The 18,148-nt window shown below is 65.0% G+C and carries 21 protein-coding genes and 1 pseudogene; 8 read left to right on the top strand and 14 right to left on the bottom strand.

Translation table 11 applies throughout. The features are described 5' to 3' along the window. Positions 1-67: 67 nt before the first annotated feature. The gene (locus tag AC07XP_RS21780; RefSeq protein ID WP_495265843.1) at positions 68-364 is read right to left on the bottom strand and encodes a DUF1427 family protein; all 297 of its coding nucleotides are present in this window, start codon (positions 362-364) and stop codon (positions 68-70) included. A gap of 29 nt (positions 365-393) precedes the next feature. After that, positions 394-1,047, bottom strand: coding sequence for a hydrolase (locus tag AC07XP_RS21785; RefSeq protein WP_062474264.1), 654 nt, complete (start codon positions 1,045-1,047; stop codon positions 394-396). A 181-nt stretch (positions 1,048-1,228) separates the two neighbouring features. Here AC07XP_RS21785 and AC07XP_RS21790 point away from each other — a divergent pair, with 181 nt between their 5' ends. Then, a complete protein-coding gene (locus AC07XP_RS21790; protein ID WP_495265844.1) occupies positions 1,229-2,140 on the top strand; it encodes a LysR family transcriptional regulator in 912 nt (303 codons plus the stop codon). Between the two features lie 27 nt (positions 2,141-2,167). Here AC07XP_RS21790 and AC07XP_RS21795 read toward each other — a convergent pair whose 3' ends face one another. Then, complete coding sequence (locus tag AC07XP_RS21795) at positions 2,168-2,797, bottom strand: 2-hydroxychromene-2-carboxylate isomerase (protein ID WP_492733893.1); 630 nt, start codon at positions 2,795-2,797, stop codon at positions 2,168-2,170. A 163-nt stretch (positions 2,798-2,960) separates the two neighbouring features. On the opposite strand from AC07XP_RS21795, the gene AC07XP_RS21800 reads away from it, so the two are divergent. Further along, positions 2,961-3,806, top strand: coding sequence for an alpha/beta hydrolase (locus tag AC07XP_RS21800; RefSeq protein ID WP_235944225.1), 846 nt, complete (start codon positions 2,961-2,963; stop codon positions 3,804-3,806). 49 nt (positions 3,807-3,855) lie between these two features. Here AC07XP_RS21800 and AC07XP_RS21805 read toward each other — a convergent pair whose 3' ends face one another. The 5 genes from AC07XP_RS21805 to AC07XP_RS21825 all read right to left on the bottom strand — a co-directional run bounded on the left by AC07XP_RS21805 (position 3,856) and on the right by AC07XP_RS21825 (position 7,683). Beyond that, complete coding sequence (locus AC07XP_RS21805; protein ID WP_495265845.1) at positions 3,856-4,185, bottom strand: hypothetical protein; 330 nt, start codon at positions 4,183-4,185, stop codon at positions 3,856-3,858. 313 nt (positions 4,186-4,498) lie between these two features. After that, positions 4,499-4,675, bottom strand: coding sequence for an abortive infection family protein (locus tag AC07XP_RS21810; RefSeq protein ID WP_495265846.1), 177 nt, complete (start codon positions 4,673-4,675; stop codon positions 4,499-4,501). A gap of 30 nt (positions 4,676-4,705) precedes the next feature. Continuing rightward, entirely contained in the window at positions 4,706-5,344 is a 639-nt protein-coding gene (locus AC07XP_RS21815; protein WP_495265847.1) for an abortive infection family protein, read from the bottom strand. A gap of 47 nt (positions 5,345-5,391) precedes the next feature. After that, positions 5,392-6,171: a hypothetical protein gene (locus tag AC07XP_RS21820; RefSeq protein ID WP_495265848.1), complete on the bottom strand. Its 780-nt coding sequence runs from the start codon at positions 6,169-6,171 to the stop codon at positions 5,392-5,394. A 12-nt stretch (positions 6,172-6,183) separates the two neighbouring features. Next, positions 6,184-7,683, bottom strand: a complete 1,500-nt coding sequence (locus tag AC07XP_RS21825; protein ID WP_495265849.1) for a DUF262 domain-containing protein — start codon at positions 7,681-7,683, stop codon at positions 6,184-6,186. A gap of 298 nt (positions 7,684-7,981) precedes the next feature. On the opposite strand from AC07XP_RS21825, the gene AC07XP_RS21830 reads away from it, so the two are divergent. From AC07XP_RS21830 to AC07XP_RS21840, 3 genes are all read left to right on the top strand, one after another. After that, a complete protein-coding gene (locus tag AC07XP_RS21830; RefSeq protein WP_495265850.1) occupies positions 7,982-9,184 on the top strand; it encodes an MFS transporter in 1,203 nt (400 codons plus the stop codon). A gap of 56 nt (positions 9,185-9,240) precedes the next feature. Then, on the top strand, positions 9,241-10,062 hold the full coding sequence (gene dkgB, locus AC07XP_RS21835; protein ID WP_495265851.1) for a 2,5-didehydrogluconate reductase DkgB: 822 nt from the start codon (positions 9,241-9,243) through the stop codon (positions 10,060-10,062). 100 nt (positions 10,063-10,162) lie between these two features. Continuing rightward, the gene (locus tag AC07XP_RS21840; protein WP_070060148.1) at positions 10,163-10,588 is read left to right on the top strand and encodes a PaaI family thioesterase; all 426 of its coding nucleotides are present in this window, start codon (positions 10,163-10,165) and stop codon (positions 10,586-10,588) included. Positions 10,589-10,613: 25 nt separating this feature from the next. On the opposite strand, the gene AC07XP_RS21845 is transcribed toward AC07XP_RS21840, so the two are convergent. Then, complete coding sequence (locus AC07XP_RS21845; RefSeq protein ID WP_354345767.1) at positions 10,614-10,997, bottom strand: hypothetical protein; 384 nt, start codon at positions 10,995-10,997, stop codon at positions 10,614-10,616. A 131-nt stretch (positions 10,998-11,128) separates the two neighbouring features. On the opposite strand from AC07XP_RS21845, the gene AC07XP_RS21850 reads away from it, so the two are divergent. Beyond that, a complete protein-coding gene (locus tag AC07XP_RS21850; protein ID WP_495265852.1) occupies positions 11,129-11,983 on the top strand; it encodes a DUF7822 domain-containing protein in 855 nt (284 codons plus the stop codon). 8 nt (positions 11,984-11,991) lie between these two features. Here AC07XP_RS21850 and AC07XP_RS21855 read toward each other — a convergent pair whose 3' ends face one another. The 5 genes and pseudogenes from AC07XP_RS21855 to AC07XP_RS21875 all read right to left on the bottom strand — a co-directional run bounded on the left by AC07XP_RS21855 (position 11,992) and on the right by AC07XP_RS21875 (position 16,757). Further along, positions 11,992-12,486 carry a nucleoside deaminase gene (locus AC07XP_RS21855; protein WP_492679192.1) on the bottom strand — a complete coding sequence of 165 codons (495 nt, stop codon included), beginning with the start codon at positions 12,484-12,486 and terminating at the stop codon, positions 11,992-11,994. Between the two features lie 20 nt (positions 12,487-12,506). Further along, entirely contained in the window at positions 12,507-13,820 is a 1,314-nt protein-coding gene (locus AC07XP_RS21860; protein ID WP_495265853.1) for a cyanate transporter, read from the bottom strand. Beyond that, on the bottom strand, positions 13,817-15,019 hold the full coding sequence (locus tag AC07XP_RS21865) for an amidohydrolase family protein (RefSeq protein ID WP_495265854.1): 1,203 nt from the start codon (positions 15,017-15,019) through the stop codon (positions 13,817-13,819). Before AC07XP_RS21865 ends, AC07XP_RS21860 begins: the two co-directional genes overlap by 4 nt. Before the next feature lie 38 nt (positions 15,020-15,057). Beyond that, positions 15,058-16,533 (bottom strand): annotated as a pseudogene (locus AC07XP_RS21870) (sodium:solute symporter family protein). Further along, positions 16,530-16,757: a DUF3311 domain-containing protein gene (locus tag AC07XP_RS21875; RefSeq protein WP_099795039.1), complete on the bottom strand. Its 228-nt coding sequence runs from the start codon at positions 16,755-16,757 to the stop codon at positions 16,530-16,532. Before AC07XP_RS21875 ends, AC07XP_RS21870 begins: the two are co-directional and overlap by 4 nt. A gap of 167 nt (positions 16,758-16,924) precedes the next feature. Between AC07XP_RS21875 and AC07XP_RS21880 the strand changes: the two genes are divergently transcribed. Both AC07XP_RS21880 and AC07XP_RS21885 read left to right on the top strand, forming a co-directional pair. Next, a complete protein-coding gene (locus tag AC07XP_RS21880) occupies positions 16,925-17,692 on the top strand; it encodes a GntR family transcriptional regulator (RefSeq protein ID WP_495265855.1) in 768 nt (255 codons plus the stop codon). An 80-nt stretch (positions 17,693-17,772) separates the two neighbouring features. Further along, on the top strand, positions 17,773-18,148 hold a 376-nt coding region (locus tag AC07XP_RS21885), incomplete at its 3' end, for an EamA family transporter (protein WP_495265856.1).

Here is an 18,148-nt window from a genome sequence, read left to right on the forward strand (position 1 = left end):
GCGAGGGTGGTGGCTGCAAAGGCGCCGAGGGCGCCCAGGAAGTGGCGGCGTTGCGGGTCGGGGGCGTTCATGCGTCGCTCCGCTCGGACGGGCGGCTGCCGCCGGCGGCGGTCTTCACCGCCCCGGGCTGCGCGCAGGTCGGCAGCTCGCCGAACACGTGCGGTTTGACCTGGTCATGCAGCCACGAGCTGGCGGCCGGCCGGTCGAACACCTGCCGCACCAGCGGCGGGATCTGCTCGCCGAGCAGGATGCCCAAGAGGCCCACCAGGGCGATCACCGGCGGCGCCGGCGAGCGCACCTGGAAGAGCGCGTAGATCACGCCGACCAGCAGGCCGAGCGCGAGGGAAACGACATAGGTCTTCATGGTCGGTCGGCCTTGCGGGTGCGCTGCGCTCAACCCTCGTGGGCGCCGAACATCGTCTTGGCGTACGTCACGCCCAGACCGTAGGCGCCGCCCACCTTCTTCGCAATACCGGTCGTCAACTCGTAGGTGTCGCCACGCGCCCAGTCGCGCTGCAGCTCCAGCAGGTACTGCAGCGAGGTCATCGGCTGCGCGCCGGCCTGCACCATGCGCTCCATCGCGCGGTTGTGCGCCTCGGTGGACACGTCGCCGCAGGCGTCGGCAATCACGTACACCTCGAAGCCCTGGTCCAGCGCCGACAGCGCCGGGCCCACGATGCACACGCTGGTCCACAGGCCGGCCAGCACGATGCGCGGCTTGCCGATGGCGTTCACGCGCTCGATCACGGCGGCGTCTTCCCAGGTGTTCATCGAGGTGCGGTCGAGCATCTTCTGGCCCGGGAAGGCGTCGGTGATCTCGCTGAACATCGGGCCCGAAAAACTCTTCTCGGCCACGGTCGTCAGGATGGTCGACACCTTGAAGCCGGCCGCCGCCTGCGCCACCAGCGCGGCGTTGTTGCGCAGGTTCACGGCGTCGATCGAGTGCGTGGCAAAGGCCATCTGCGACTGGAAGTCGATCATCACCAGCGTGTGGTCGGTGGGGGTGAGCAGCTTGGCGCCGGCGGTGGGGGTGGCTTGGACGGTCATGAAAGGCTCCTTCGGCAAAGTTGGGTGCGTGGATATTCGATTCGATTCACAATCGCTTTCGGAGGAAATCTCCTTAGCGTGGACTGAATCATCCGGTGCACGCAGGCCTCTATCGACGAAACTTTTCACCATCAATGATCGAAGTTTTCGATCATTCCTTTTTTGCTGCGAGGAACGCCCCGTGCTCAAGCTCACCCTGGAAGCCATCGAGGTCGTCGACGCCATCGCGCGCCACGGCTCCTTTGCCGCCGCCGCCGCGCGGCTGAACAAGGTGCCCTCCACCATCTCCTACGCCGTGGGCAAGCTCGAAGAGCAGCTGGGCATGCTGCTGTTCGAGCGCAACGGCCCGCGCGTGACCCTCACCGCCGCCGGCGAAGAAATGCTCAAGGAAGGCCGCTGGCTGCTCGGCGCCGCGAGCGACCTCGAATCGCGCATGCGGCAGATTGCCACCGGCTATGAATCAGAGCTGCGGCTGGTGCACGACTCGCTCATTCCCACGCAGGCCTTCATGGACGACATCCGCGCCTTCGAAGACCTGCGCTGCGGCACGCGGCTGCGCATCGGCTGCGAGGCGCTCACCGGCAGCTGGGAGGCGCTGCGCGAGGGCCGCGCCGACATCGTCGTGGCCGCGGGCGAAGGCCCGGCCGGCGGCGGCCACCAGACCGTGGCCGTGGGCAGCCTGGCGTTCGCCTTCTGCGTGGCGCCCACCCACCCGCTCACGCGGCTGAAGCGCCCCGTGCAGCGCGGCGACCTCATCGACTGCAACGCCATCGTGGTCGGCGACACCGCGCGCACCCTGTCGGACCGCACCGTGGGCCTCATGGCCGGCCAGCCGCGCATCACCGTGCCGTCGATGGCCGCCAAGGTCGCCTGCCAGGTCGCGGGGCTGGGCCACGGCTTTCTGCCGCGTGCCTGCATCGCCGACGAGCTGGCGCGCGGCACGCTGGTCGAACTGCCGACCGAGGAACCGCGCGCGCCCGAGGCCTTCTGGCTCGCGTGGAAGACCGGCGCGCAGGGCCAGGCGCTGCGCTGGTGGCGCGAGCGGCTGCACCGCACGCTCGTGCCCGCGCTGCTGCCGCGCTCGTTCCTCTGAGAGAGGACTGAAAAAAGAAGTTGCCGCTTAGCCGCCGGCGCGCAGCTTGTCGAGCGCCCGGTCGAGAAACGCCAGCCGGTCTTGTCCCCAGAAGCGCTCGCCGTTCAGGATGAACGTGGGCGCGCCGAACACGCCCGCTTCCACCGCGTCGGCGCTGTTGGCGCGGTACACGGCCAGCACCTCGGCCGACTGCTCCAGCGCCTGCAGCGCCGCGCCGTCGTAGCCGTTCTCGTCGGCGATGGCGATGCGCACCGCGGCCTGCGCCGTGTCGCGCTCCTCGGCCCACAGCGCGCGCAGCAAGGCGTGCGACAGCGGCTGCGCGTCCAGGCCCTGCAGCTGGGCGGCGATCACCATCCAGCCGGGGTACTTGTTCCAGTTCGGGTCGGTCGGCGCGCCCTTCGGGTAGTGCGCGGGCTCCAGGTTCATCGGCATGCCGAGGTAATCGCGCCAGCGCGACAGCTCCAGCGCGTGGTACGTGCGGCGCGGCTCCGGGCGCGTCTTCAGCGGAATGCCGCCGGTCTGCGGCACCACCGCCTGGAAGTCGTAGGGCTTGAGCGTGAGCTGCACATGGTGGCGGCGCACGATGTCTTGCAGTTGAGGGCCGCCGAGGTAGGCCCAGGGCGAGGAAAGGCTGTAGTAGCAGTCGAGGGCGATCATGCGGGGATTATCTTCAGCCCCCGCCCGGCGCGCCGCGCGCCACGGCCATACACCTCACAACGCACTGCCTCGCGAACGCGGTGAAACTACGCCCCTTGCGCGTTTGCATCGGCCGGGCCCTGCCCTTGCGATGCCACGCCGCCACTTTCCCGGGAGCCCTGATTTGCAGAAGAACACCCAAGCCAAGATTGCCCGCATTGCCCTGTCGGCCTCGGCCGCCGCCATCGGCAGCCTGGCCGCCTACTGGACCCTGCTCGCCACGCGCCAGGGCCACATTCTTTTCAACGCCCGCAAGCTGCCCGTGGTGCATCTGTCGGACGACTTCTCGACCTACTCGCACCCCGTGCCCGGCGGCATGGTGCGCGGCTACGTGTATCACCCGCAGGGCGAAGACGCGCTGCAGGACCTGTTCATCTACTTCGCCGGCCGCGGCGAAGACGTGCGCGCCACCGCGCAGATGCTGCACTGGCTGCCCGAGGGCTTCGGCTTTGCCGCCCTCAACTACCGGGGCGTGGCCGACTCGCAGGGCGCGCCGTCTGAAATTGCCTCCGTGGCCGACGCTGCCCAGTTCGCCAGCCACCTGCGCCGCGCCTTTCCGCAGGCGCGCCTGCACGTGGTGGGCCGCAGCCTGGGCACCGGCGTGGCCATCCAGCTCGTGGCGCGGCAGGAGTTTGCGAGCCTGCAGCTCATCACCCCCTACGACTCGCTGCTCGAAGTCGCCAAGAAGCGCTTTCCGCTCGTGCCGCTGTCGCTGTTGCTGCGCCACCGCTTCAACTCCATCGAGCACAGCAAGGAAGTCGCCGCCAAGACCCAGGTGCTGCTCGCCGCGAAGGACGACGTGGTGCCCCACGAACGCTCCGAAAAACTCATCGCCGCCTGGCCCACGCCCGTGAGCGTGCAGACCGTGTCGAACTCGGACCACCACAACATCACCGGGCTCGAAGAGACCTGGCTGATGCTGGTGGACTTTGCGTTGACGGCGGTGTTGCCGGAGACGAAGGCGGCGTAGGGGTTGCGGGCCGGTCGTGAGGCAGAGGCTTCACGCCGGCCGCTGTGGGCTACGCCGGCTTGAGCGAGGGGTGCGCTTGCAGCGCATCGCGTACGGCGCCGGCTGTTGCATTGACGGTGGCGATGCGGGTCATCAACGCTTCGTTGAGCAGGCGCAGCAAGGCGCTCAGTTCGGTGCGGGTGGGGGCGAGTTCTTCGCTGTCGTTCAGGGCGCTGGTGTCTACGAGCTTTTCTAGCGCGGTGTAGGCACGCATTACTGCGTTGAGGTTGTCGGCGTCGTCGCAGGCTTGCAGGGCGAGGTCGTCGAGCGTAGGTAGCGCGGGGTCGAGAGAAGAAGTGCCAGCGCGAGGTTGCGCGAACACGGGTGCGGATTCAGCCATGAGTGGCCTCCCAGAACTTCGATTTGCAACAACCGACGCACCCGCTTCCAAACGGTGGCGGCAGCTCGAACGGGTTGGAAGACCGGGAAGCTCTGACGAGAACCGGCAAGGCTCACGCCTTCCCGTTCGAGCCGCCAAAAACTGGAGGCGCAAACAGAAAAGCCGCAGACCATGTGCGGTGACTGCGGCTTTCGTCGCAGAACTTCGACGGGCTTCCAAACCCGGTCACGCTTTTTTTTGCGTGGACGTGAAAGTATATAGATGAGAGTGCTATCGCTGCTGTGAGGGGCGACTGACCAACACCAGAAGGCTCCTAGTTGCGGCTCGAGGACTTTTTCTCGAGCTTCGCCAACATATAGGCAGCAATGATCCCCACCATCTCGATTGCGGCTCTAGCTTCATGGTCCGCGATGGATGGCAACCAAGGGCGCCCATGACCAGTGCCTTGCTTATTTCGCAAACGATTCACGGCCAGCGCAGATCGAAACATCCCCCGCTCTAACAGTTTCGTCGGAAACTCTCATGGCTGCTCTGGAAGCTCTGGCACAGCCATATCGAGTGCAATAAATGCCATACCGAGCAGGCTTTGAAAGTTCAGGTTCGTTGGATAAACGCCGTTCAGCGTCGTAAGCGTATGAGCGGCTGTGGCTTCCAAAAGATCCTTCCCGGTACCAGACAGTAGCGCGGCATCCTCAGCGCCCTTGCGAGCACGTTCAGCATACCGAAGCAAAGCCGCCGAAAGTTCGCGCCCTACTAGCGAATCAAGAACTTTGGGTGCGAGCGAGCCGTCAGAGGCGAGAACGAACCCTTCTGAATCAAAAGCATCTCTTGCATTTTGAATAGCTTCTGCGCCGACATAATTTATCGATGAGGACCGAAATCCTCCGCAGGCCCGAATTTTCCCAAGAATACCAATCACAAATCGCGTACAGCGAGCTGGATCTCCGTCCAATGCGCCGTACAACACGGCACGAACCCTTTTCGCTTTGCCGATAACTTGGCCATGCTTCTTGGGATCGTATTCAGAAAGACTTGCCGCATTAACTTGAAACTCAATATCTGCGTGCGATGGCTCACGATAATTTCCATTATTATTGGAATCATCAACAAGCTGAGCAACTGAATGAATGATTGTATCAGTGACAAGAAAGGAACTCATGACCCATCGAACCTCTCAATCCAATTAGCCAAAAAATAAAATCCAGATCACAGACTTTTATATTTCCAAGAATTTTCCTTGACCTGACTTTTTAGCGCAATGGAAGCATCCGCCGGCCAAGCCGCCCGTAGAACTTGCTCATCATCGATTAGCAACTTCACCATTGCGGCGTCGGTATTTTTTCGAAAACTCGAATGATATACAACAGCCGTCTCCCAATGCAGCCCCTCAATGCTTTCACACTTCGCACTCACGTCAATCAACATCGGAGAACCTGCATTAACTTCATTCACAAATGCATCAACCGCGCCAATTCTCCCCAAAAATTCCAGCATAGCCACATCACCACTCAACAAGGGTATTTGAACCGAATTTCGGCCCAAGTCCAATGAAAACGAGCCACAAGAAAATCTCACATCAACCACAGTATTTAACGCCGACTCATTTGCAGCCTTCACCTGCAAACTGACTACAAGGCGAACACTTCGGGGCTGAGTGTAACTTGGCTCATCAAAGGAAATTTCTTTGACTGTGTCGATCGTGCAAACCACGAGGGGTTTTCGGCTGCTCTTTCGAGCGGAAAAGTCCGCGTACAAAGTTGCCGCAACTGCAAACAAAGCAAGTCCCGAAAAGAGCGATGAGATGACTCCATATGTATCACCTGCTTGCCCTAACAACGCGGCAGTTGCCTTGCATGATTCAGCGTTTTCTCCCACGCATAGTTCACCCCCGTTATAAACAACAGCCGGATAGAAAATAATCCAAGGAACAAGCAACCAGAGAATGACAGGCACTACACAGGCAGCGGCAATATAACGCTTCTTCATTATTTCGACCCCTTAAGCAAACAATTGCCACGTAATTGTTGCGTCGCGTGCATATTCTGGCATTTCGAGACCTTGCGATTTGGAAGCTTGCTCAGCATAAGGAAGATCGAAGATCTTCATCCCCTTTTTTATCTTTTTTGCAGATGCCTCGGAGAAAACGATCGCGCGACCGATAGGGCCATCGCTCGTGAGTTTTTTCACCTCTCCATTCAAGTCAATCCATCGAATTGCCACCTGATCACTCGACGAAATTTTTTCTCCAGTGAGCGCATCAACAGCCCCTCTAGCCACAAATAATCCAAGCAACCCCTTTGTAAGCAATCCGTTTGCTCGTGCAGGCTTGTCCAAGAAATTAAGCAGATCGCTGCCCTCTCCAATTTCATCTTGAGCAACATCAAGGGCCATTCCCGAATCAAATTCAGCGACAATTTTTGTATTTGCGGCCTGCGCGAACACCTGTCGACGAAGTCGATCTTTCCACCAAGATTCGGTTTGCCCTGGCACCTGATACAGCAAGCATCCAGCAACACCAAGAATCATTGACCAACTCGGGACCAATTCACTTGTTGCAATTCCAAATTTCTTGCATTCATCTAACGCCGCGGCATAAAGATCTACGGCATCGCTCCAATATCGAACAAGCAGCGTCGGATCGAGTGCCAACAGATCGCCTTGCCGCACTCCTTTTGAATATTGACGCCCTTCATTCTTTCTAATCAATAAGGAAATTAGCTTCAATATCTCCAGTTCATTAGGATCAAATCGAAGGAGATTTTCGTGTCGATCTTTTGCCTGCTCCCAAGCCTCTCTCAAGTTAAATTGGGTCGGATATAGCTTCGCAACCAAAAGATCAAATGCTGTGAGCGCGACACCCGTTCGATTAATCGTCTCAAATATTCTCGCAAGCGCCTCAAGCTCGATTCCGCGCTCTAACTCGATTGCCATTATTTGATAGACCTTCGACTGCAAGCCTGAAAGATGATTTTCACGAGCTTGAATGAAATCATCCTTGAGCTGCTCCGATCTTATTTCAGCCAGCCAAGAGAAAAATGCCGGCTGATCCCATATATCCTTTATTAAGGCCACGCCAGCACGGGCACGGGCTTCCAAGTTTGGATATTTTCGATCGAATATGGATCGCGATGCCCACTTGATCGGATCGACTCCGTTTTCAAGCAAATCTCGAAAATCAACGTAATAGCAGTATTTTGAGACGTTGGCGATCGCGTGATACATGGCAGTCACACGCTGCTGTCCATCTAGAACGTAGAGTTCAAGCTCCGTACCGCTAGTGGCTGGCGCGTTATCAATGGCCCGAAATGCAAATGGTTGAGGCCCACTCAACAAAAGTAATGATCCAATTGGCCATTCTCTTGCCACACTATCGAGTAAATCCACTACCTGACTCGGACTCCAGACAAAGTCACGTTGAAAATCGGGTAACGCTAGTCTTCCTGACCTTATGCGCTGAACCACATAGTCAATCGGGTGACGAACCTGTTGGAAATTCATTGGCCTCCTCCATTTATCATGTGACGGATGGTAACTCGGGGAGCCTTGGTTACAACGTACCTCGATATCTGGAATCTAGGTCGAGCATTGATTCGAGTTGTCTCAGCAGGGGAAACCCGCAGTCCTTCTGCGGCAGTCGATTTCCCTATGTGCCGCACCTCCCGAATTGAGAAGTAACTCCCGTCGTTTTTGGTCGGAAAGATAGTTGATTTCAAAGCAACTATCTTATGTAGGCAACCCTATTTATCTGCAAAGATAACCGCAAGACACTCCTCCTCATCCCAGAAGGAGTGCTCTCATGCCAATCGCCTTACTCGCGCTGACCCTCAGCGCCTTCGCCATCGGAACGACCGAGTTCGTCATCGTTGGCCTCATTCCCACCGTCGCTGCCGACCTCGGCATCGGCCTTCCCTCGGCCGGCCTCTTGGTCAGCCTCTATGCGCTGGGCGTTGCCATTGGCGCGCCGGTGCTCACGGCCCTCACGGGCAAGCTGCCGCGCAAGGCGCTGCTGCTCGGGCTGATGGCGCTGTTCACGGTCGGCAACCTGCTGGCGTGGCAGGCGCCCAGCTATGAATCGCTGATTGCCGCCCGCGTGCTCACGGGGCTGGCGCACGGGGTGTTCTTCTCGATCGGCTCGACGATTGCCACCGGCCTGGTGCCGAAGGAAAAGGCGGCGAGCGCCATCGCGATCATGTTCACGGGCCTCACGGTGGCGCTGGTCACGGGCGTGCCGCTGGGCACGTTCATCGGGCAGCACTTCGGCTGGCGCGAGACTTTCCTGGCGGTGTCGGCGCTGGGCGTGGTCGCCTTCATCGGCAGCTGGATCTTCGTGCCGGGCAACATCCGCCACACGCCGCCGGCCTCGCTGGCGCAACAAGCGAAGGTGCTGGCCGAGCCGCGCCTGCTGCTGGTGTATGCCAAGACGGCCATCGGCTACGGCGGCTCGTTCATTCCGTTCACGTTCCTGGCGCCGATCCTCACCGACGTGTCGGGCTTCAGCGCCGGCGCGGTGGGCTGGGTGATGCTGGTGTACGGCATCTCGGTGGCGGTGGGCAACATCTGGGGCGGCAAGCTGGCCGACCGCCTGGGCCCGATTCCGGCGCTGAAGATCATCTTTGCGCTGCTGGCGGCCGTGCTGTTGGTCTTCAACTTCGCAGCGCCGCACAAGTGGCTGGCGCTGGTGGCGGTGCTGATGTGGGGCGCGGTGGCGTTCGGCAACGTGCCGGGGCTGCAGGTGTACGTGGTGAAGCAGGCCGAACGCTTCACGCCGCAGGCGGTGGACGTGGCCTCGGGCCTGAACATCGCGGCCTTCAACCTGGGCATTGCCGGCGCGGCCTGGGCCGGCGGCCTGATCGTGACGCACCTCGGGCTGATGCACACGCCCTGGATCGGCGCACTCGTCGTGCTGGTGTCGCTGGCCCTCACGCAGTGGAGCGGCTCGCTCGACCGCCGTGCCGGCATTCCGGTGCGCGCCTCGGGGCCGGTGCCGGTCGGGCACTGAGCTTTCCTCTTCTCTTCTTTTTCTTTCTTTCTTTGAACACAAGGAACACACACGCCATGACCACGAACAACCACACCCCCATTCCCGCCTTCGGCCTTGGCACCTTCCGCCTGCAGGGCCAGGTGGTGATCGACTCGGTGAAGAACGGCCTCGACCTGGGCTACCGCACGATCGACACGGCGCAGATCTACGGCAACGAAGCCGAGGTGGGCCAGGCGATTGCCGAAAGCGGCGTGGCCCGCAGCGAGCTCTTCATCACCACCAAGATCTGGACCGACCACTACGCGAAAGGCAAGCTGGTGCCCAGCCTGAAAGACAGCCTCGCCAAGCTGCGCACAGACCATGTGGACCTGACGCTGATCCACTGGCCCTCGCCCGGCAACGCGGTGCCGGTGGCGGAGTTCATGGGCGCGCTGGCCGAGGCCAAGGCGCTGGGGCTCACGAAGCAGATCGGCGTATCGAACTTCAACATCGCGCTGATGCAGGAAGCCATCGCCGCCGTGGGCGCGCCGGCCATCGCCACGAACCAGATCGAGCTGCACCCCTACCTGCAGAACCGCAAGGTGGCGGCCTTCGCGCAGAGCCAGGGCATCCGCATCACCTCGTACATGACGCTGGCCTACGGCAAGGTGCTGAACGACCCGGTGATCGGCGCGATTGCCACGGCGCACGGCGCCACGCCCGCGCAAGTGGTGCTGGCCTGGGCGATGCAACTGGGCTACGCGGTGATTCCGTCGTCGACGAAGCGCGCGAACCTCGAAAGCAACCTGAAGGCGCAGCAACTCACGCTGACCGAGGCCGAGATGGCGCAGATCGCCGCGCTCGACCGCGGCGAGCGGCTGACCGATCCGCAAGGGCTGTCGCCGGCGTGGGATTGAGGCGCTGGCGCGGGGCGTAGCGCCGCGCGGCAGAATGCAGTGACCCCTCGGGGCGCCTCCACCGGCGCCCTTTTCTTCTGCTTCTTTTCGCTTGCCAGCCATGACCGACCTCCACACCCGCATCTCCGACAGCTTCAACGCACAGGGCCTGATGGCCACGCTCGGCGCGCGGCTGGTGCATGTGGGCGACGGCGAGGTGCACATCGAGATGCCGTTTTCAAAAGCGCTGTCGCAGCAGCGCGGCTATGTGCATGCGGGCGCGGTGACGAGCATCGTCGACAGCGCCTGCGGCTACGCGGGGCTCACGAAGGCGCCGCAGGGCTGCGACGTGGTGACGGCGGAGTTCAAGATCAACTTCATGCGGCCCGCGCTGGGCGAACGCTTCCTGGCCGTCGGCCGGGTGCAAAGCTCGGGCAAGCTGCTCGCGGTGTGCACGGGCGAAGTGCGTGCCTTCGCGAAGGCGGGCGACACGGACTACAAGGTGGTGGCGATGATGCAGGCGACCATCGTGAACGTGCCGCAGTGAACGAACGACACGTCGCTTCGCGCGGCTAGCAGCGCGGCGTGGTGGCTTCGCTCTGTTCTTGTTGTTGCTGCTGCTTCTGCTGCTCGGCGATCACCGCGCGGCACAGGGCCTGCAGCTCGGCCGCGACGATGTCGGGCGCCTTGCGCAGCTCGGCAATGTCGCGCTCGCCGACGCAGTGGCCTTCGAGGCGCACGTAGATGCGAGTGAAGTTGCCGCCGAGCGCGCGTGCAATGTCGCGCAGGCAATCGGCGACGCTGGCAAAGCCGGTGTGGCTGTACGAGCTGGGCGGGATCACGCCCTTGGAGCGCGGCGCGCGCACGGAATACAGGTACGACGCGCCTTCAGACCGCAGCTCCACCACGGGCTGCAGACCGCGCTGAACGTCGCCGTTGCCTTGCTTTCCTTGCATGGGGCGGAGTGTAAATCTGGCGAAGGCAGAATCTGCCGACCAGGCCGAAGGCCGCTTCGCGAGGGGTGGCTCTTCTTCATTCTTGTCACGGCGACGCGCTCACATTGCAGCCGTCATTCACACTTTGATCCATGGCCAATCGCTCCTACCTCTACAGCCTCACCAACCGGCCCACGGCGTACACGGACCGGCCCGAAACCATCTCGGGCCTGTCCGAATGGAACTACGACATTCCGTTCATGTACCGGCTGCTGATGTCGGGCGATCCGCAGCTGTGCGCGTCGCTGATCTCCGACGGACTCGACAGCGACGAGGGGGATGAGAAGGTCAGGCTGTACGCGATCAGCGGCCGCTTCGAGCCGGGCTTTGCGCGGGTGAAGCGGCTCATCGACATCATGCGGTACCTGGCGGCGCAGGCGCCGGTGCCTGCGCCCGCAGTAGCGCCCGTCGTGGCCGCGCCGAAGGCCACGTCGTTCGTCGACCGGCTCAAGGGCTGGTTCTCGCCATCCGCCGCACCGAAGGCACCGCCTGCGACTGCCGCGCGCGCGGCGGCCACACCCGCGACGGGCTCGACGCAGCTGCCGGGCTGGCTGGACGAGACCCTGGCTTTTCTCGAAGCCCACCGCAACGAGCACCTGCTGCTGGAGACGGTCGAGCTCGACACCATGACCGAATCGGAAGAGGCCCCGCTGCGGGCCTGTGTCGAGAAGGAGCTCGCGCGCTGCCAGCAGGCCGGTGCCGCGCTCGATGCGCTGCCGCAAGACATCGCGGCAGCGGCGCAGGTGCTGCGCGAAGCCGGTGCGAAAAAGCAGGCGGCCCCGCTCGATGCGTTCTTCGGGCTGCGCTTCGACGACGACTGCGACAGCACGCGCAGCCGCGCCACGGAATATCCGCTGGGGCTGCAGTGGTACGACGTGCTGTATTTCGGCCTGCTCAACCGCGCCGAGTTCGAAGCCGCAACGCGCGGCGACGCTGCGGCCGCGTAGCGCTTGCTTCAGTCGCCGCGTCGCGGCTCGGCCCACGCCGACAGGATGCGCACGGCTTCGGCGTCCATCTTCTGTTCGGCCGGCTGCGCACGCGCGGCCAGCGGTGCGCCGGCTTCGGTGCGCAGCACGTCGACGTCGATGGGGTGACGCGCCGCCACGGTCACGCCTTTGAATGCGTCGCCCGACTGCGCGAGCGTGGCCGCGTAGTACAGCTGGCCGATGCCCGCGATGTGCATGGCCGCCACGCACATGGCGCAGGGCTCGCACGAGGTGTAGAGCTCGCAGCCCGACAGGTCGACGGTGCCCAACCGGCGGCAGGCATCGCGAATGGCCTCGACCTCGCCGTGCGAGGTCGGGTCGTGGTGCGCGACGGAATGGTTGAAGCCCTCGCCCACCACCTCGCCGTTCTTGACGACGACGGCGCCGAAGGGCTCGGTGCCGGGTTCCTGGAGCGCCCGGGCCGAGAGGGCCAGGGCGCGCTGCATGAAGTGTTCGTTGTACATGGGTCTGATCTCCTTGGGTCTCAGGCCTTGCGGGCATGCTCGATGGGGGACGGCGCGGATGCAGTCTGCGCGTCGAACAGGCCGGCGGTGGCGCTGGCGTAGCGGCGCGGGTCGAAGCGCAGCACGGCGGGCAGCAGCAGCACGGTGACGGCGGCCAGGTAGGCCCAGGCCATGGTGAAGCCGCCGGTCTGCTCGCGCACCCAGCCGGTGACGAAGGGCGCGAGCGCCGCGATCATGAAGCCCACGCCCTGCATGAAGCCCGCGAGCGCGCCGGCCTGCGCGGGGTCGGGCCGGTGGTCGAGCGCGAGCACCATGCACAGCGAGAACGCACCGCCCAGGCCGGCGCCGAGCACGACGGCGATGACGGCCGCCGGCACGGGCAGCGCAAGCCCGAGCGCCGCAAAGCCCGCGAGCTGCGCCAGCAGCGCGCCGACCAGCCAGCGCCGCAGGTCGCGCTGGCCGCCGCGCCGCGCGAGCGCCGGCAGCGTGAGCGCGCCGACGACCTGCGCCAGCGTCATGAGCGCGAGCACGGCGCCGCCCTGCTGCGCCGTCCAGCCGCGCTCGGCATGGAAGTAATGCGGCAGCCACGCGACGAGGCTGGTGTAGCCGCCGTTGATGAGGCCGAAGCACAGCGCCAGCAGCCACGCGCGGCGGTGGCCGAAGCAGCGCAGCCAGGCGCGGTCGAGCGACGGATCGGCGGCGCGCACGGATGACGACGCAGACGGCAGCTGCCGCGCGCCGCGCAGCCACGCCGCCAGCGCCACCACCGCGAGCACCGCCCACATGGCAAGGCCGGCGTGCCAGTCGAGTTGCGCATCGCCGCCCACGGCGCGCGCGAGCCACGGGCTGGCCATGGCGCCGAGCCCGCCGCCGCCCATGATGGCGGCCGAGTAGAGCCCGGTCATGAGGCCGAGCCGCGCGGGGTAGGCCTGTTTGACCACGCCGGGCATGAGCGCCTGCACCAGCCCCACGCCCGCGCCCGCGAGCGCGGCGCTCCACAGCAGCGCCGTGGCGCCGCCCGCCACGTAGCGGCCGGCGCAGGCCAGCGCGATGGCGCCGAGCCCGAGCGCGATGCCGCCGCGCGCGCCCAGGCGCTGGCCCACGGCCGCGCCCGACAGCGACACCGCGCCCATCGCGAACATCGGCAGCACGGTGAGCAATGCGACGGCATGAAAGCCGATGCCGGTCGCGGCGCGGATCGGTTCGAGCAAGGGGCTGCTCGACGTGAGAAAGGCGCGCAGGTTGAGCGCCACCAGCACGACCACGCAGGCGAAGAAGACCGGGCCCGCGCCGGTGCGCGGGGGGGGCGATACGGCGGATGCGGTGCGGCTCACGCGGGCACGGCGCCGGGCACGAGCGTGCCGTGGCGCGCGACCACGCGGCCGCCCGACACCACGAGCTTGCGCACGGGGCGGCTCACCACGGCCTGCGCGGGCGTTTGCGCGTCGACCAGCACGAGGTCGGCGCGGCAGCCCACGTCGAGCCCGTAGGCTGCAAAGCCGCAGCCACGCGCGCCGGAATGGGTGACGGTGTCGAGCGCCACTTCGAGCTCGTCGTCGCGGCGCAGGTTGTAACGCAGGCCGATGAGCATGGCGCGCTCGAGCATGTCGGGGTTGCCGTAGGGCGACCAGGTGTCGCGGATGCCGTCGTTGCCGCCCAGCACGGTGACGCCGGCCGCGCGGCACGCCATGAGCGGCGGCACGTTGCGCGAGGCCGGCGCGCTGGTGATGAGCACCACGCCGAGCTTCGCCATGCGCGCGAGCAGCACGTCGCGCTCGCGTTCGCTCACGTCGCCCAGGCAGAAGCCGTGGCTGATGGCCACCTGGCCCTGCATGCCGAGCGCCTCGGTGCGCTGCAGGATCAGCTCGAGCGAGAAGGCGCCCATGGCGCCGGGCTCGTGCAGGTGGATGTCGACGGGGCGCTGGTGCTTGTGGGCGATGCCGAAGAGCACGTCGAGCGACTTCACGGGGTCGCCGTCGATGGCGCAGGGATCGAGGCCGCCGAGCACGTCGGCGCCCAGGGCCAGCGACTGGTCGAGCAGTTCGGCCGTGCCGGCGCGCCCGAGCAGGCCCGACTGCGGAAAGGCGACGACCTGGATCTGCTGCACCTCGCGCAGCGTCTCGCGCGTGCGCAGCGTGCCTTCGAGGTGGCGCAGGCCGGCCTGGGTGTCGACGTCGACGTGCGTGCGCAGGCGCGTGGTGCCGAGCGCGAGAAAGGCCTTGGCCAGCACGAGCGACTGGGCGGCGGCATCGTGCCCGCTGGCGTGGCGGAAGGCGCGCTCGTTCTCGATCTTGTCGGTGAGGTTCGTGCCGACCTCGTTGCGGTACCAGTCCATGCCCCACATCGTCTTGTCGAGGTGGGTGTGGCCTTCGACGAGGCCGGGCAGCAGCAAGGCGCCCTCGCCGTCTTCAATGGTGGCGCCGGCCGGTGCGGCCAGCGCCGCGCCGATCTCGGCAATGCGGCCGTCGTGCACGCGCACGTCGACAGGAGACGCACCCAGGGGGCGCACGTTGCGGATCAATAGCTGGGTCATTCGGTTTCGTTCGTGGGTCAGAGGCAAGAGAAGACCGGTCAGGCGGGTTGCGCCGCCACGGTGCGCGGCAGCATGCGCGGCGTGCACAGCGCCACCGCCACGAAGACCAGCGCATTGACCGCCAGCGCCACCAGCCCGGTGTTGAGCGACTTGAAGACCACGGGCGCCGCCGGGAACAGCGTGCCGAGGTTCGCGCCGGTGGTCATCGTGAAGGCCAGCACCGCACCGCCCGCGAGGATGCCCGCAAAGGCCGCGTGCTTGCTGCCGAAGGGTTTCTTCATCAGGCTGAACAGCAGCGAGGGCAGCAGCTGCGTGAGCAGGCTCGACGCGAAGATGGCCACGGCCACGATGGTGGTGCCGCCGCGCAGCACGAAGTACACGGCCACCAGCGCGAACACGGGCAGCACGCCGCGCGCCACGCGCGAGACCTGCTTGTCGGTGGCATGGGGCGCGAAGCCTTCCTTGTAGACGTTCTTGCCGATCACGGTGGACGCGGTGAGCAGGATCATCGAGCCCGGCACCAGCGCGGTGAGCACGCCCGTGCCGCCGATCACGCCCACGAACCACGGGTCGAAGGTGTGCTTCACGAGGCCGAACAGGGCCAGGTCGACCTCGGAGCCCTTGAGCCCCGGCACCTGCAGGATGGCCGCGAAACCCACCAGGAACAGGAAGGCGATGACCACCTAGTACAGCGGCATCAGGATGGTGTTGCGGCGCACCGCGCTTGCGCTGCGGGCGGCATACACCGAGGTCAGGTTGAACGGGTACAGGTAGTAGCCCAGCGCCGTGAGCAGGATGGTCGAGTTGTACCAGGTGAGGTTCAGGCCCTCTTTCGGAAACTCGAAGAAGCTGGGGTTGGCCGCATGGATGGCGCTGAACATCGGCGTGACGCCGCCGTAGTAATGCCAGGGCAGGTACACGCCCAGGAACACGGCGAGCACGAGGATCAGGATGTCCTTCACGATGGCGATGCTGGCCGAGCCGTGGATGCCCGAGAACAGGATGTAGCTGACCATCACGACGGTGCCGATCCAGATCGCCACCTGCGGCGCGATGGAGCCGTACGAGGCCTCCGACACGATGATGCCCAGCCCGCGCAGCTGGATGGTGAGCAGCGCCACCATGCCCATGAGCGCGACCACCGACACCAGCACACCCAGCGGGCGGCTGTCGTACTTGTGGGCGAAGAAGTCGGAGAACGACACCAGCTTGTGCGCGGTGGCGTAGCGCCAGATGGCCGGCAGCATCCAGAAGGCCATGAGGTAGGCCAGGCCGCCGTAGGCCAGGATGTAGAAGGCCGGCGAGCCCTTGCTGTACGACCAGCCGCTGGCGCCCAGGAAGGTGAAGGTCGAGAACGACTCGCCCGCCATGAGCAGGAACACCATGATCGTGCCCAGCCCGCGCCCGCCCAGCGCCCATTGCTCCAGGCTCATGGTGCGCCCGCGCCGCGCGAGCACGGCCAGGCCGAGGGCGCCGGCCACGAAGAGCGCGATCACGCCGAGTGCGGCGTTCATCGCGCGTCTCCTGCGGCCTGGGCAGCCTGCGCGTCTTGCGCGTCGAGGTCGCCTTCGGCGCGGTCGATCACCACCATGATGAGCGAGGTCAGCACCAGCCAGCTCACGTTCCAGACCATCAGGAAGGGCATGCCGAGCACGAAGGTGGGCGCGACGGACGACAGCCATCCCCCGCTGAAGAAGGCGGCGACCGGCAGCAGGGCCAGCCATTTGGCGAGTTTCATGGGATGTCTCTGTGTGTTCGGGTGGTTGGAAATTCGATCTTCTTTTGGTTAACCATTTTAAATATTTTGGTTAACCAAACGGCGCGAATGGTACGGAGACGGGCGGGCCGCGTCAATCCGGGGGCTTTCCCGGAGGTGGCGGGGTGCAGGCAATAATCCGCAGGCCCATGCCTGCCGCCACCCGCCGATCCGCCGCGCCCGCCCCTTCGACCGAACCCATCGAGTCCGCCGACGACGCGAACGTGGACGAGCGCGTCTACGCCGCCGTGTCCAAGGCGCTGCTCAGCGGCAAGCTGCGCCCCGGCACGCCGCTGCGCGAGCGCGCGCTGGCCGAGGCGCTGGGCTGCACGCGCGGCGCGGTGCGCAAGGTGCTGGCGCGGCTGGGCTCCGAGAAGCGGTTGGTGCTGGAGCACAACCGCGGCGCCTTCGTGCCCAACCCGTCGATCGACGACATGCGCGGCATCTACCGCGCGCGCCGCATCGTGGAGGCCGGGCTGGTCGCCACGCTGTTCGGCCGGCTGGCGCGCGAGCAGGTGGCCGCGCTGCGCAAGCACGTGCAGGCGGAGCAGAAGGCGTTCAAGGAAGGCCGGCGCGAGGACGCGATCCGCCTGGCCGGCGACTTCCACCTGCTGCTGGCGCAGATGGCGGGCAGCGACGAGCTGCTGTCGTACATCCGGCGGCTGATCTCGAACACCGAGCTGTACAAGGCGCTGTACGACTCGGCCGAGGCCGCGAGCTGCGCGCCGCGCGAGCACGAACAGATCATCGAAGCGCTCATGGGCGACTCGCTCGACGCCGCGCTGGCCGTGGCGCTGGAGCACCTGGACGAGCTGGAGCAGCGCGTGATCGCGGGGGCGGCGGCGGAGCAGGAAGTCGACCTGGCGGCGCTGCTGAACGGCGCTGCGCCGGCGCGAAGCCACGGGCACGATCACTGAGGCTTTCGCGCCCGCGTTTCGCCCACACTTCGTCCACGAGCGAAGTGTCGAGGGGCCGGTCTCGCGAAGATCGGCGCACCATGCCAACGACCCCGCTCGCCGCCTCAGTCCGACCCCACGCCCCTGCCTTCGAATGGGCGCTGCTCGCGGTGCTTGCCACCTGCTGGGGCGCCTCGTACACCTTCATCAAGATCGGCGTGGCGACGATCCCGCCGGTCACGCTGATCGCGGCGCGCACCCTGATCGCCGGGTTGCTGCTGCTCGCGGTGCTGCGCCTGCGCGGCGTGCGCTTGCCCAAAGACGGCGCGACATGGCGGCGCTTCGCGCTGCAGGCTGGCCTGAACAGCGTGCTGCCGTTCACGCTGATCGCGTGGGCCGAACGCAGCGTGGATGCGGGGCTGGCGACCATCCTCAACTCGACCTCGCCGATCTTCATCTTCCTGCTGGGCTGGGGCC

The sequence above is a fragment of the Variovorax sp. GW531-E2 genome (assembly GCF_059423125.1).

What these genes read in the sequence shown, in the direction of transcription:
- AC07XP_RS21815 (WP_495265847.1), bottom strand. Translation starts at nt 5,344, where the DNA reads ATGAGTTCCTTTCTTGTCACTGATACAATCATTCATTCAGTTGCTCAG.
- AC07XP_RS21820 (WP_495265848.1), bottom strand. Translation starts at nt 6,171, where the DNA reads ATGAAGAAGCGTTATATTGCCGCTGCCTGTGTAGTGCCTGTCATTCTC.
- AC07XP_RS21830 (WP_495265850.1), top strand. Translation starts at nt 7,982, where the DNA reads ATGCCAATCGCCTTACTCGCGCTGACCCTCAGCGCCTTCGCCATCGGA.
- dkgB (WP_495265851.1), top strand. Translation starts at nt 9,241, where the DNA reads ATGACCACGAACAACCACACCCCCATTCCCGCCTTCGGCCTTGGCACC.
- AC07XP_RS21825 (WP_495265849.1), bottom strand. Translation starts at nt 7,683, where the DNA reads ATGAATTTCCAACAGGTTCGTCACCCGATTGACTATGTGGTTCAGCGC.
- AC07XP_RS21805 (WP_495265845.1), bottom strand. Translation starts at nt 4,185, where the DNA reads ATGGCTGAATCCGCACCCGTGTTCGCGCAACCTCGCGCTGGCACTTCT.
- AC07XP_RS21880 (WP_495265855.1), top strand. Translation starts at nt 16,925, where the DNA reads ATGCCTGCCGCCACCCGCCGATCCGCCGCGCCCGCCCCTTCGACCGAA.
- AC07XP_RS21840 (WP_070060148.1), top strand. Translation starts at nt 10,163, where the DNA reads ATGACCGACCTCCACACCCGCATCTCCGACAGCTTCAACGCACAGGGC.
- AC07XP_RS21785 (WP_062474264.1), bottom strand. Translation starts at nt 1,047, where the DNA reads ATGACCGTCCAAGCCACCCCCACCGCCGGCGCCAAGCTGCTCACCCCC.
- AC07XP_RS21795 (WP_492733893.1), bottom strand. Translation starts at nt 2,797, where the DNA reads ATGATCGCCCTCGACTGCTACTACAGCCTTTCCTCGCCCTGGGCCTAC.
- AC07XP_RS21855 (WP_492679192.1), bottom strand. Translation starts at nt 12,486, where the DNA reads ATGTACAACGAACACTTCATGCAGCGCGCCCTGGCCCTCTCGGCCCGG.
- AC07XP_RS21865 (WP_495265854.1), bottom strand. Translation starts at nt 15,019, where the DNA reads ATGACCCAGCTATTGATCCGCAACGTGCGCCCCCTGGGTGCGTCTCCT.
- AC07XP_RS21850 (WP_495265852.1), top strand. Translation starts at nt 11,129, where the DNA reads ATGGCCAATCGCTCCTACCTCTACAGCCTCACCAACCGGCCCACGGCG.
- AC07XP_RS21810 (WP_495265846.1), bottom strand. Translation starts at nt 4,675, where the DNA reads ATGTTTCGATCTGCGCTGGCCGTGAATCGTTTGCGAAATAAGCAAGGC.
- AC07XP_RS21845 (WP_354345767.1), bottom strand. Translation starts at nt 10,997, where the DNA reads ATGCAAGGAAAGCAAGGCAACGGCGACGTTCAGCGCGGTCTGCAGCCC.
- AC07XP_RS21875 (WP_099795039.1), bottom strand. Translation starts at nt 16,757, where the DNA reads ATGAAACTCGCCAAATGGCTGGCCCTGCTGCCGGTCGCCGCCTTCTTC.
- AC07XP_RS21780 (WP_495265843.1), bottom strand. Translation starts at nt 364, where the DNA reads ATGAAGACCTATGTCGTTTCCCTCGCGCTCGGCCTGCTGGTCGGCGTG.